Here is an 11,630-nt window from a genome sequence, read left to right as displayed (position 1 = left end):
TCGCATGCCGAATATTACTAAATTTTTCATGATCAGTTCCCTATGCAAAACCATCTTCCGAAAAGTGATCAATGGCGGTAACATCCAAAAAAAGCTAATAGTCCGAATGAATATCGCCGGGGATACCAATGCGCTTCGACACCTGATTCGGGGTCGTTAAGTAGGACACGCCTCCTTTCTTTGACATCGCTTTTCGATCTACAACTTCGGGTCAGGCTGGCGCTCGTCTTGTCTCCGCGATTCCTTTTTCCGTTGCCTCGCAATGAATTTCGCATCACGTTGGTCAACCGCACAGTTTTGTCGCCTGCTTCCAGCTCTGCTCTCGCTTCCGCTGTCATTCGAGGCTGTGGCACAAACGTCGCCTGCGCCGGCCGTCGATGCGGCTGCGTCGAATGCGCGACAACAGCAACTGCTCGAGCAGCAACGTCAGGCACAGGAGCGCGCCGCCGCGATCAATACGCCAACGGTGCGCTCGGCACTCCCCGCTGCAGACGGCTTCCCGGCGCTTCCCGTGGAGTCCCCATGTTTTCCGATCGAGAGGTTTTCGCTGCACGTTCCCGAGAAACTCCCGCAACGTGCGCAAGCCGCTGGTGCGTCATCGCTTTCTCTTGATCCATTTGCGTTCGCAACAGACTGGCTCGCGCACTATCGAGGCGAATGCGTCGGCCGAGAGGGCATTGCAGCGATAACGGCGGGGCTCTCTAAGGCGATTCTGGCCAAAGGCTATGTGACGACACGCGTTCTCGTGCCCGAGCAGGATCTGACGACCGGAGAACTGAAGCTCATGCTCGTTCCCGGCATCATCGGGGACATCCGCTTCTCCGATGCCTCGCAATACGGCACGTGGCGTACGGCATTCCCCACACGCCCGGGCGATCTCCTCGAACTGCGCGACCTCGAGCAGGGGCTTGAGCAGATGAAGCGCCTTGCCAGCCAGGACGTGACGATGCAGATCGTGCCGACGCAAGCCCCGGGCGAGAGTGATGTCGTCATCGACGTCAAGCGAACAAAGCGATGGAGCGTTGTCGCCTCGGTCGACAACTCAGGATCTCGCGATACAGGGAAACTACAGGGCAGCCTCGCCCTCGGCATCGACAATCCCCTGGGTCTGAACGACATCCTGAATGTCGGCGCGACACATGATCTGTCGTTCGCTGACAAGCGCTTCGGATCGAACGGGTGGAATGCTTTCTACTCGATTCCGTGGGGATTCTGGACTGCTACAGTGGCGGCCTACGCCAATCGGTATAACCAGCAAATCGCAGGCGTGAACGACACTTTCGTCACGCGTGGACAGTCGCAGAATCTCGATTTCAAACTGTCGCGAGTCCTTCAGCGCAGCCAGAGCAATGTGCTGAGCGCGCACGTCCGGTTAAGCAAGCGCTTTGGACGCAGCTTCCTCGAGGACGCTGAAATCGATCAGCAGTACCGGAACAACACTTTCATCGAGTTCGGGATTTCGGATCGTCACCACATCGGCGGCGGGCAATTCGACAGCACCCTTGCTTATCGGCAAAGTGTGTCGGGGCTCGGGGCGGCGCCGGATAACGCCCCGCCCGGCACGCCGACGTATCGCTTCAAGATGGCGGTACTTGACGCCAACCTGTCACTGCCGCTCGGTCAATTGCCACTTCGCTACGTCACGACATTTCACGGGCAATTCACCGGCGACGTGCTGCACTACATCGACGATATGAGTATCGGTAGCCGTTATACGGTTCGTGGATTTGACGGTGAATCGTCCCTTGCTGCGGAAAAAGGCTTTTACTGGCGCAACGAATTGCAGTGGGCACCTGGCGCGTCTGGCGTATCGCTCTTCGCCGGGGTGGATTACGGCCGTGTCAGCGGTCCGAACGCGCAATACCTGGCCGGTACACAACTTGCGGGTGCGGTCATTGGCGTACGCGGCAATACCAGGCTCCCATTCGGCTTTGTCGCTGGTGAAGTCTTTGCCGGCACGCCAATCCATAAGCCAGCGTCCTTTCAGACAGCACACACCACAGTCGGATTCTCGCTTACCGCGCAGTTCTGATCGTCCATGCCTGCCGGCGAGTTGAGGGACGAAATGCGCATGAACCCGCCGATAACTGGATGAATCACCAGCACTGTTTGAGCACTGGATATTTGACGCACCGGGACAGGATCATGGATAAACGAAAAACGCCCCGATGGGGCGCTCCGTAACTGCTTGTACTGCAAGGGTTTTTGGTCGGAGCGATAGGATTCGAACCTACGACCCTCTGATCCCAAATCAGATGCGCTACCAGGCTGCGCTACGCTCCGAGCAAAGAGGCTAGATTCTAGAGGGTTCGGCGTCCCGCGTCAAATAGACGCACATCCCACCGGCAATTTCCCTATTCCGGCTGGCACAATGGCATTTTCGTTGCTGCGTCGTCGACGGTCATCCCGCCGCCACGAAACCCCGCCATAGTGGGAGGTTCTCCATGTCCGAACCCGTGTCGATGAACCTGATTCTCTGGCGTCACGCCGACGCCGAAAACCTGCCTGCCACGCTGGCCACCAGCGCCCAGGCCGACCTTGCCCGCGAACTGACCGATCGCGGGCGCAAACAGGCCGAAAAATCCGCCCAGTGGCTGCGCGCCCGCCTGCCCGCCGACGCCCTCATCCTCTCCAGCCCCGCCGTGCGCGCCGTGCAAACGGCTCAGGCGCTCACCCCCACCCCGCGGATCGTGCGCGACCTCGCCCCAGGCGCCAACGCCATGACCCTGCTCGGCGCCATCCACTGGCCCGGCACCGCACAGACCGTCGTCGTCGTGGGCCACCAACCCGCCCTCGGACAACTCGCCGCCCTGCTGCTGAGCGGCCAGGAAGCTTACTGGACCATCAAGAAATCGGGCATCTGGTGGCTCGCCTCCCGCCGTCGCGAAGACGAAAGCCAGGTCGTCGTGCGCGCCGTCATCAACCCCGATCTGCTCTGAACCCGCCCGCCGCCGGCGGCGAACCGGCGGCCATCCCGCGCGAAAGGCCCCTCCCGAGCGCCTGCGCCAGACCCGTGGAAGGTACGGAAAATGGGACCTGACTCATGACACTTGTGGTTTTGTCATAGAATTGTCGCCTACCGTTCACGGAATCGACATTGATGCTTTTTAAAGTACGTCGCAACGCGACCGTCAAAAAAAGGGCCTTTATGCGCGACCTGCCGAACCCCACCATGCCGCTCTCTTCGTTGACCCCCACGTCGCGGAGGCGTCTTCCTCGCCCTCAAACGCCTGTCAAACCGAATCTGGCCGTGGCTTGGGCACGCGACGAAAGCGAGCTTCGGGAAGCCCAACGCCTGAGATATCAGGTCTTCGCCGAAGAAATGGGCGCCTCGGTCAAAGGCCCGGCCGGTCTGGATGTCGACGAATACGACCAATATTGCGACCACCTGATCGTGCGCGATCAAGACTCGCTCAGGGTCGTTGGCACCTACCGCGTATTGCCCCCGGCACAAGCCAAACGCCTCGGACGTTTGTACTCCGAAGGAGAATTCGACCTCTCCCGGCTCGATCACCTGCGCCCGAAGATGCTCGAAACGGGCCGCTCGTGCGTGCACCCCGACTACCGCAACGGCGCCGTCATCATGGCGCTCTGGAGCGGTCTGGCCGAATACATGCTGCGCAACGGCCTCGAAACGATGCTCGGCTGCGCCAGCGTGCCGATGGCCGACGGCGGGCACTACGCCGCCAGCCTGTACCGCAAGCTGCAAGGCGCCGCCATGGCCCCCTCGGAATATCACGCCGTGCCGCGCATCGCCTTGCCCGTCGACGAGCTGCAATCCACGCTCGACGTCGAGCCGCCCGCGCTCGTCAAGGGTTATCTGCGCCTCGGTGCCCGCATCTGCGGCGCCCCGGCCTGGGACCCCGACTTCAACACCGCCGACTTCCTCACGCTGTTCCGGCTGTCCGACATCAACCCGCGCTACGCGCGCCACTTCCTCGGACCCGAACTCGTCGGCAAGCTCCAGCAAGCCTGACAGACCTCCCCACCACGGCTTCCGCCCCCGCTGCGGACAAAAGAATGCCCGGCTTCTGCCGGGCATTCTTTCATCGAGGGCCGCACATCGGTGCAGGCGCCCTTACGATTAGGCTTCGGCGCAGTCGCTCAGGCGTAGACCACCTTGTAGCGCATGCCGATCTTCTCCCACTCCTGCGCCTCACGTTGCAGGCTGTAATCGGTCAACGGGTTGGCCTCGATCCATACACGCGGCACCGACACCTGGAAACCGTCACCCAGGCGTTCGACCTCGATGCTGTCGGGTAGCGCGTCGGTTCGCCGACGACAGAACAGCACGGCCAGCCGCAGGCAGAACAGCAATTGCCAGTCGACCTGCTGCGCCTGCGCGGCGAGCTTGCCCAGCTTACCCACGTGCCCCAGCAGCAGCTCCGCCAGGCGCGCCTGATCGGGACGCGAGAACCCCGGCATGTCCGCGTTGCTGCCGATGTAGGCCGAATGCTTGTGATAGGCACTGTGAGAGATCGACAGCCCCATCTCGTGCAGCGACGCCGCCCAGCTCAGCAACGCCTCGTCGTCCTCGCGGCCGTCGTCGGCATCTTCGCCGGCGACCGGCAACTGACGGTACAGCGCAATGGCCAGGCGCCCCACTCGCTCGGCCTGCGCCCGATCCACGCCGTATCGCCGCACGAACTGCTCGACGGTCACCGCGCGCATGTCCTGGTGCTGGGTCCGCCCGAGCAGGTCGTACATCACGCCGAGACGCAGCGCGGCGTCGGTCGTCTCCATATGCTCGACTTCGAGTTCGTTGAAGACGGACAGCATGATGGACAGCCCCCCGGGCAGCACCGGAATGCGATCCTGCTTAAGTCCGGACAGCTTCAGGCGATTCGCGTTCTCGGCCTTGATGAGCGCACGCTTGAGACGCTCGAGGCCGCCGCGTGTGAGACCGTGCACGCCGCCGTCATTGAAACCATTGGCCTCGAGCAGTTCGGCCAACGCGCGTGCCGTGCCCGACGAACCGATCGCCTGCGACCAGCCCGCATCGCGATACGGCGCGGAGATGATCTGAATCTCGCGACGCGCCGCCAGTTCGGCCTGCTTCATCGCATACTCGTCCACGTTGCCGCTCGGAAAGAACTGACGGCTGTGGCTCACGCAGCCGATATACAGGCTCTCCATGATGATCGGTTCGTAATCCTCACCGATGATGAATTCCGTCGAACCACCGCCAATGTCCACCACCAGCCGGTTGCCCGGGCAGGTCGGCACCGAATGCGCCGCGCCCGCATAGATCAGGCGCGCCTCTTCCCGTCCGGCAATCACTTCGATCGGAAAACCCAGCGCTCGCTGCGCCTCGCCCAGGAAATCCTGCGCATTCTTGGCCACGCGCAACGTGTTGGTCGCCACGGCGCGCACCTGGTCGGGATGAAAACCGCGCAGCCGCTCGCCGAAGCGCTTGAGCACGTCCCACCCACGTTGCTGCGACGGATGATCGAGGTATTTCTCGGCATTCAGACCGGCGGCCAGCCGCACCGGCTCGCGCAAGGCATCGACCTGATAGATCTGGGTGCCGGCGGAGGTTTCCTCCACACGTCCGATGATCAGGCGGAAGCTGTTCGAACCGAGATCGACGGCCGCTAGCAAGGGCGTTGGGGTACTCATGGGGAGGTGCGCCTGAGCGATGAGAGTCGGTAAACGCGATGCTTCACTTTAAATGCATGACGCGCACTCGACAAATAAATGACGAATACGTTACAAATCGTATATGACACGTCGTTGACAAATGTGAATGTCATATAACTGTAACAATACGGATGAAGAATTCACGCCAATCCCATGTCTTTCGCACGTTCAATATGAATTACCCGCTGCTCAATCGTGAGCTGGGCATCCTCGCATTCAACGAACGCGTGCTCGCCCAGGCGGCCGATCCGGCAACGCCATTGCTCGAGCGCCTGCGCTTCGTCTGTATCGTGAGCAGCAATCTGGACGAGTTCTTCGAAATCCGCGTCGCCGGACTGAAAGAGCAGATGCGCGAGAATCCGGGCATGCTCACGCCCGACGGCATGACGTTCCAGCAAGTTTACACGCAAGTCTGCGCCCGGGCACAGGCGCTCGTCGAAAAGCAATACGCGATGTTCGACAGCATTCTGCCGAAACTCGAGGCCGAAGGCATCGCCTTTCATCCGTCCGGCCAATGGAACGACGCTCAGGTCGAGTGGGCCCGCGACTACTTCCTGCGCGAACTGGTACCGGTGCTCACGCCCATCGGCCTCGACCCCGCGCACCCGTTCCCGCGAGTCCTCAACAAGAGCCTGAACTTCGCCGTGGAGCTCGAAGGCAAGGATGCCTTCGGGCGCGACGCGGAACTGGCCATCGTCCAGGCCCCGCGTGCCCTGCCCCGCCTCGTGCCCATGCCGCCCGCGCTGGCCCCCCTGCCCAACAGCTTCGTGCTGCTCAGCTCGTTCATGCTGCGCTTCGCAAGCGAACTCTTCCCTGGCCTCACCGCCAAGGGTTGCCACCAGTTTCGCGTGACCCGCAACAGCGACCTGTTCGTCGACGAAGACGAGATCACGAACCTGCGCACGGCACTCCAGGGCGAACTTCCCGCCCGGCACCTCGGCGACGCCGTGCGCCTCGAAGTCGACGCGGGTGCGCCGTCGCGGCTCGTACGACGCCTGCAGACCGAGTGCGGCCTGTCCGACTCGGACTGCTACCGCGTCAAGGGCCCGGTCAATCTGGTGCGCCTCATGCCGCTCCCCGAAATGGTCGACCGCCCGGACCTGAAGTTCGTGCCGTTCGTGCCGGCCTTGCCCAGGCGCATGACCGCCTCGCCCGCCATGTTCGACCTCATCGATCAGGGCGATCTGCTGCTGCACCATCCGTACGACAGCTTCCAGCCCGTGCTGGAGCTGTTGCTTCAGGCCGCCCGCGACCCGGACGTGGTTGCCATCAAGCAGACGATCTACCGCACCGGCAACGAATCCGCGCTCATGGACGCGCTCATGGAGGCGGCCCGCAACGGCAAGGAAGTCACGGTGGTCGTGGAGCTGCTCGCGCGATTCGACGAAGAAACGAACATCAACTGGGCCGCACGCCTCGAAGCGGTCGGCGCGCATGTGGTCTATGGGGTGGTCGGCCACAAGTGCCATGCGAAGATGCTATTGATCGTGCGACGCACGCGTCAGGGCAAGAAGACGTATCTCAAGCGCTATGTCCACCTCGGCACCGGCAACTATCACCCACGCACGGCCCGTCTGTACACGGACTTCGGGCTGATGACCGCGGACGAGACCCTGTGCGCCGACGTACACGTAGTCTTCCAGCAGTTGACGGGCATCGGCCGCCAGACCCACCTCGACGGCCTGTGGCAATCGCCCTTCACGATGCACGCGCATCTGCTCGAGGCCATCCGGCGGGAGACGGAAGCGGCCGCGGCCGGCCGCAAGGCCCGCATCGTCGCGAAGATGAACGCGCTGCTCGAGCCGACCATCATCGCCGAACTGTACAAGGCGTCGCGCGCCGGCGTGAAGATCGACCTGATCGTGCGCGGCGTGTGCTCGCTGCGCGCGGGCGTCCCGGGGCTCTCCGAGAACATCACCGTTCGCTCGATCGTCGGACGCTTTCTCGAGCACCATCGCATCTATTACTTCCATGCCGACGGTGACGAGCGCGTCATGCTCTCGAGCGCCGACTGGATGGAGCGCAATTTCTTCCGACGCGTGGAGGTGGCCTTCCCGGTGCGCGACAAGCGCCTGAAGGCGCGCGTGATTCGCGAAGGCCTGATGGTGCATCTGCGCGACAATACGGCGGCCTGGCTGATGCGCCCGGACGGCAGCTATGTTCGCCGCAAGCCGGGCAAGACCCCGTTCAACAGCCAGATGGTGCTGATGCAGGAAATCGCGCAGCACGTACAGACCGGCAACTGAGCGCGTGCCGCTGCGGCAGCGGCACGAACGCGCCGGCAATCACGCGGCCGACGCATCCACGGGGGCGCGATGCACCACGCGCGTGGGCGGGAAATGAATCGCGAACACGCTGCCCCGCCCCACCTCGCTCGTGACCTTCAGATCGGCCTGATGTCGGGTGAGCACGTGCTTGACGATGGCCAGGCCCAGACCAGTCCCCCCGGTATCGCGCGAACGGCTGCGGTCGATGCGGTAGAAGCGCTCGGTCAACCGCGGAATGTGCTCCGCGGGAATACCGAGCCCCGAATCCACAACGGCAAAACGCGCGCCGCCGTCAGCACTCGGCCCCCACTCGATCCGGATCTTCCCGCCCTGTGGCGTGTATCGCACGGCATTGCTTACCAGGTTGCTGAACGCGCTGTGAAGCTCTCCCTCCGCGCCGCGAAGATCGATGCCTGGCGCGGCGTCGACCTCGATCACGTGCTGCCCCTGCGAGAGCCCTTCCGCATCGCTTCGCAGCGAGCGCATCTGCATGTCCATGTCGATCCGCTCGTCCGCCGGCGGCTTGCCGCTGCCTTCGAGCTTCGCGAGCGTGAGCAGGTCATTCACGATGTTCTGCATGCGCGAGGCCTGCTGCCGCATGATCTCGACGTAGCGCTGGATTTCCTCCGGCGACAGCGGCAACTCGCCGACCGTCTCGAGAAAGCCCGAGAGCACAGTGAGTGGCGTCTTGAGTTCGTGCGAGACATTCGCCACGAAATCGCGCCGCATGGCGTCGGTGCGCTCGATGTCGGTCACGTCGAGCGAGATGATCAGCTTGCGGTTGTCCCCGTACGGAAACACCTGCATCGAGAGCACATGGTTACGCTTGGCGCCCATGTTCGGCATGGTGAGCGCCTCGTCGTAGCGCTCCGACGAGAGATAGTGCAGGAACGCCGGCGTGCGCAGCAAATGCGTGATCTGCTGGCGCAGGTCGCGCTTGGCGTCGATGCCGAAATGCACCTCGGCGATCGCGTTGCACCACTCGATCTGGTTCTGCTCGTCGAGCATGATCACGCCGTTGGGCGACGCCTGGATCGCCTGAATGAAGCGGGCGTGCTGTTGCTCCACCTGCTTGACCTGACTGTGCCAGCGTTTGGCGAGCTTGTGCAGCCGGTAGTAGATCTCGCCCCACAGGCCGATGGCGCTGGGGACTTCTCCGTAGACGGGGGCGTCGAGCAGACGCCAGAGACGCTGGGCGTGATAGACGTTGAACAGGAGCTGCGTCACCAGCAGCACGATGGCGGTGACGTAACCCGCGCTCGCGCCGAACAGCCAGCCGACGGCCACCGAAATGACCGCCTGCAGGATCAGGAACGCCAGCGCACGGGCCCAGATGATATTCATAGACGATGCACAGGAATTTTACCGCCCGGCGCCACCGGACGAGAGCGACCTTGGCCCGGCAGGCGTCGGCCGCCGGGCGCGCGGTGCGCAGGCTCGGTTCGGTCCGTCAGACGGACTTCGTCAGGCGATAGCCGCTGCCGCGCACCGTCTCGATCATAGCATCGTGGCCCGCCGGCTTGAGCGCGGCGCGCAAACGCTTGATGTGCACGTCGACCGTGCGCTCCTCGACGAACACGTGGTCGCCCCACACCTGGTCGAGCAACTGCGAGCGGCTGTGCACGCGCTCGGGGTGCGTCATGAAGAAGTGCAGCAACCGGAACTCCGTGGGCCCGAGGTCCAGTTTGATGCTGTCGCCGCCGGCCTGGTGGCTCGTGACGCGGTGGGTTGCCGGGTCGAGCTTCAGGCCGTTCACGCTCACCACGTCCTCGGTGAGCTGCGGCGCACGCCGGCGAAGCACGGCCTTGATGCGCGCCATCAGCTCCTTCGGCGAGAACGGCTTGGTGACGTAGTCGTCCGCGCCGATCTCGAGGCCCATTACCTTGTCCTGCTCTTCGCTGCGCGCCGTGAGCATGATGATCGGCACGTGCTTGGTGCGCTCGTTCGCACGCAGCTCACGCGCGAACGTCACCCCCGACTTGCCGGGCAGCATCCAGTCCAGCAGCACCAGATCCGGCAGGACGTCACTGATCAACGTGAGCGCCTGCTCCGCGTTGTACGCCCGGATCGGATAATGACCCGCGTGTTGCAGATTAACGGAGATCAGCTCGGAAATCGCCGGCTCGTCTTCCACGATCAGAATGCTGCTGGGCATCGGTTCCTCTCAAACCTTCGGTGATGTCTGGCTTTACTCGCCTTGCACTTTGCGCTGCAGATCTTCGCGCGAAATGTGCCGGACGTCGGTGCCCTTGACAATGTAGATGATGAACTCCGCGATGTTCTTCGCGTGGTCGCCGATGCGCTCGACGGCCTTGGCGATGAACAGGAAATCCAGGCCCGCCGAAATGGTCCGCGGGTCTTCCATCATGTACGTGACCAATTTTCGCACGAAGCCACGAAACTCATTGTCGATCGCCTTGTCGTCGCGCACGATCTCCGCCGCGGCGACGATGTCCAGGCGGGCAAACGCGTCGAGCGTGCGGCGCAGCAATTGAGCCGCCATCTCGCCCGAGAGCTTGATCTCGGCAAAATTCACGCTCTGCGCGGCGCCGTCCTCGAGCAGATGGCGCGTGCGCTTGGCGATCTTCTCGGCTTCGTCGCCGGCGCGCTCCAGGTTGGTGATCGTCTTGGAGATCGAGAGCAGCAGACGAAGATCGCGCGCGGTCGGCTGTCGGCGGGCGATGATCTTGCTGCACTCCTCGTCGATCTCGACTTCCATCGTGTTCAGCCGCTGCTCGGTGGCGATCACTTCGTCCACGAGCGCGCGATCGAACGTGTTGAGCGCCTGCATGGCCGTCACGATCTGCGATTCGACCAGGCCGCCCATTTCGAGGACGCGCGAGCAAACCTGATTGAGATCGGAGTCGAACTGGCTGGAAAGGTGTTTGTCGTTCATGTCGCTGATTTCCTCGTGGGCATCAACCGAAACGGCCGGTGATGTAGTCTTCGGTCTCTTTGCGATCCGGCTTGATGAATATCTTCTCGGTCTCGCCGAATTCGATCAGCTCGCCCAGATACATGTAGGCCGTGAAGTCCGAGCAACGCGCGGCCTGCTGCATGTTGTGCGTGACGATCACCACGGTGTAGTCGTCCTTGAGCTCGGCGATCAGCTCTTCGATACGACCGGTCGAGATCGGGTCGAGCGCTGAGCACGGCTCGTCGAGCAGGAGCACTTCCGGACGAATGGCGATGCCGCGCGCGATGCACAGACGCTGTTGCTGGCCGCCCGAGAGCCCGTACCCCGACTGTTGCAGCTTGTCCTTGACTTCGCTCCACAGCGCCGCCTTGGTCAGCGCCCACTCGACACGGTCGTCCATTTCCGAGCGCGAGAGCTTCTCGAACAGGCGCACGCCGAACGCGATGTTGTCGTAGATGGACATCGGGAACGGGGTCGGCTTCTGGAACACCATGCCGACCTTGGCGCGCAGCAGCGCGATGTCCTGTTTGCTGGTGAGCAGGTTCTCGCCGTCCATGTTGATCTCGCCCTCGGCGCGCTGCTCCGGATACAGGGCGTACATCTTGTTGAACGTGCGCAGCAGCGTCGACTTGCCGCAACCCGACGGGCCGATGAAGGCCGTGACCTTGCGATCGGGAATGCGCAGGTTGATGTTCTTGAGCGCGTGGTACTTGTCGTAGAAGAAGTTCAGGTTCTTGACTTCGATCTTCGAGGGCAGCTTGATTTCTTGGGTCGGGTTCGTCATGTTGGTCTCAACCGTCATGTAG

General features: G+C 62.7%; 9 protein-coding genes and 1 tRNA gene. 4 read left to right on the top strand and 6 right to left on the bottom strand.

The genetic code is table 11. The annotated features are described in order from the left end of the window. Positions 1-262 precede the first annotated feature (262 nt). A complete protein-coding gene (locus LV28_RS32260) occupies positions 263-2,032 on the top strand; it encodes a ShlB/FhaC/HecB family hemolysin secretion/activation protein (protein ID WP_023871780.1) in 1,770 nt (589 codons plus the stop codon). Between the two features lie 174 nt (positions 2,033-2,206). On the opposite strand, the gene LV28_RS32255 is transcribed toward LV28_RS32260, so the two are convergent. Beyond that, positions 2,207-2,283 (bottom strand) — tRNA-Pro (locus tag LV28_RS32255). Between the two features lie 179 nt (positions 2,284-2,462). Between LV28_RS32255 and LV28_RS32250 the strand changes: the two genes are divergently transcribed. Further along, positions 2,463-2,939: a SixA phosphatase family protein gene (locus LV28_RS32250; protein ID WP_023871781.1), complete on the top strand. Its 477-nt coding sequence runs from the start codon at positions 2,463-2,465 to the stop codon at positions 2,937-2,939. Between the two features lie 209 nt (positions 2,940-3,148). Then, positions 3,149-3,976: a GNAT family N-acetyltransferase gene (locus tag LV28_RS32245; protein WP_023595198.1), complete on the top strand. Its 828-nt coding sequence runs from the start codon at positions 3,149-3,151 to the stop codon at positions 3,974-3,976. Positions 3,977-4,104: 128 nt separating this feature from the next. Here LV28_RS32245 and ppx read toward each other — a convergent pair whose 3' ends face one another. Then, positions 4,105-5,619, bottom strand: a complete 1,515-nt coding sequence (gene ppx / locus LV28_RS32240; RefSeq protein WP_023871783.1) for an exopolyphosphatase — start codon at positions 5,617-5,619, stop codon at positions 4,105-4,107. 152 nt (positions 5,620-5,771) lie between these two features. On the opposite strand from ppx, the gene ppk1 reads away from it, so the two are divergent. Then, entirely contained in the window at positions 5,772-7,886 is a 2,115-nt protein-coding gene (gene ppk1, locus LV28_RS32235; RefSeq protein WP_048806394.1) for a polyphosphate kinase 1, read from the top strand. A 39-nt stretch (positions 7,887-7,925) separates the two neighbouring features. Here the strand turns inward: ppk1 and phoR are convergent, their stop codons facing one another. The 4 genes from phoR to pstB all read right to left on the bottom strand — a co-directional run bounded on the left by phoR (position 7,926) and on the right by pstB (position 11,608). Continuing rightward, positions 7,926-9,251 carry a phosphate regulon sensor histidine kinase PhoR gene (gene phoR, locus LV28_RS32230; RefSeq protein WP_038618131.1) on the bottom strand — a complete coding sequence of 442 codons (1,326 nt, stop codon included), beginning with the start codon at positions 9,249-9,251 and terminating at the stop codon, positions 7,926-7,928. A gap of 106 nt (positions 9,252-9,357) precedes the next feature. Beyond that, positions 9,358-10,062: a phosphate regulon transcriptional regulator PhoB gene (phoB, locus tag LV28_RS32225; protein ID WP_023595194.1), complete on the bottom strand. Its 705-nt coding sequence runs from the start codon at positions 10,060-10,062 to the stop codon at positions 9,358-9,360. A gap of 33 nt (positions 10,063-10,095) precedes the next feature. Next, entirely contained in the window at positions 10,096-10,803 is a 708-nt protein-coding gene (gene phoU / locus LV28_RS32220) for a phosphate signaling complex protein PhoU (RefSeq protein WP_023595193.1), read from the bottom strand. Between the two features lie 22 nt (positions 10,804-10,825). Then, positions 10,826-11,608 (bottom strand): phosphate ABC transporter ATP-binding protein PstB, encoded by a 783-nt coding sequence (gene pstB / locus LV28_RS32215; protein WP_023595192.1) that lies wholly within the window; start codon positions 11,606-11,608, stop codon positions 10,826-10,828. Positions 11,609-11,630: the final 22 nt, after the last annotated feature.

Source organism: Pandoraea pnomenusa (assembly GCF_000767615.3).
Classification (GTDB): domain Bacteria; phylum Pseudomonadota; class Gammaproteobacteria; order Burkholderiales; family Burkholderiaceae; genus Pandoraea; species Pandoraea pnomenusa.
The sequence above is the reverse complement of the archived record's forward strand: the minus strand, read 5'-3'. Positions and strand labels throughout refer to the sequence as shown.

Bases quoted from the DNA above. Each gene is read 5' to 3' on its own strand.
- LV28_RS32260 (WP_023871780.1), top strand. From the start codon at position 263: ATGAATTTCGCATCACGTTGGTCAACCGCACAGTTTTGTCGCCTGCTT.
- LV28_RS32250 (WP_023871781.1), top strand. From the start codon at position 2,463: ATGAACCTGATTCTCTGGCGTCACGCCGACGCCGAAAACCTGCCTGCC.
- LV28_RS32245 (WP_023595198.1), top strand. From the start codon at position 3,149: ATGCGCGACCTGCCGAACCCCACCATGCCGCTCTCTTCGTTGACCCCC.
- ppx (WP_023871783.1), bottom strand. From the start codon at position 5,619: ATGAGTACCCCAACGCCCTTGCTAGCGGCCGTCGATCTCGGTTCGAAC.
- ppk1 (WP_048806394.1), top strand. From the start codon at position 5,772: ATGAAGAATTCACGCCAATCCCATGTCTTTCGCACGTTCAATATGAAT.
- phoR (WP_038618131.1), bottom strand. From the start codon at position 9,251: ATGAATATCATCTGGGCCCGTGCGCTGGCGTTCCTGATCCTGCAGGCG.
- phoB (WP_023595194.1), bottom strand. From the start codon at position 10,062: ATGCCCAGCAGCATTCTGATCGTGGAAGACGAGCCGGCGATTTCCGAG.
- phoU (WP_023595193.1), bottom strand. From the start codon at position 10,803: ATGAACGACAAACACCTTTCCAGCCAGTTCGACTCCGATCTCAATCAG.
- pstB (WP_023595192.1), bottom strand. From the start codon at position 11,608: ATGACGAACCCGACCCAAGAAATCAAGCTGCCCTCGAAGATCGAAGTC.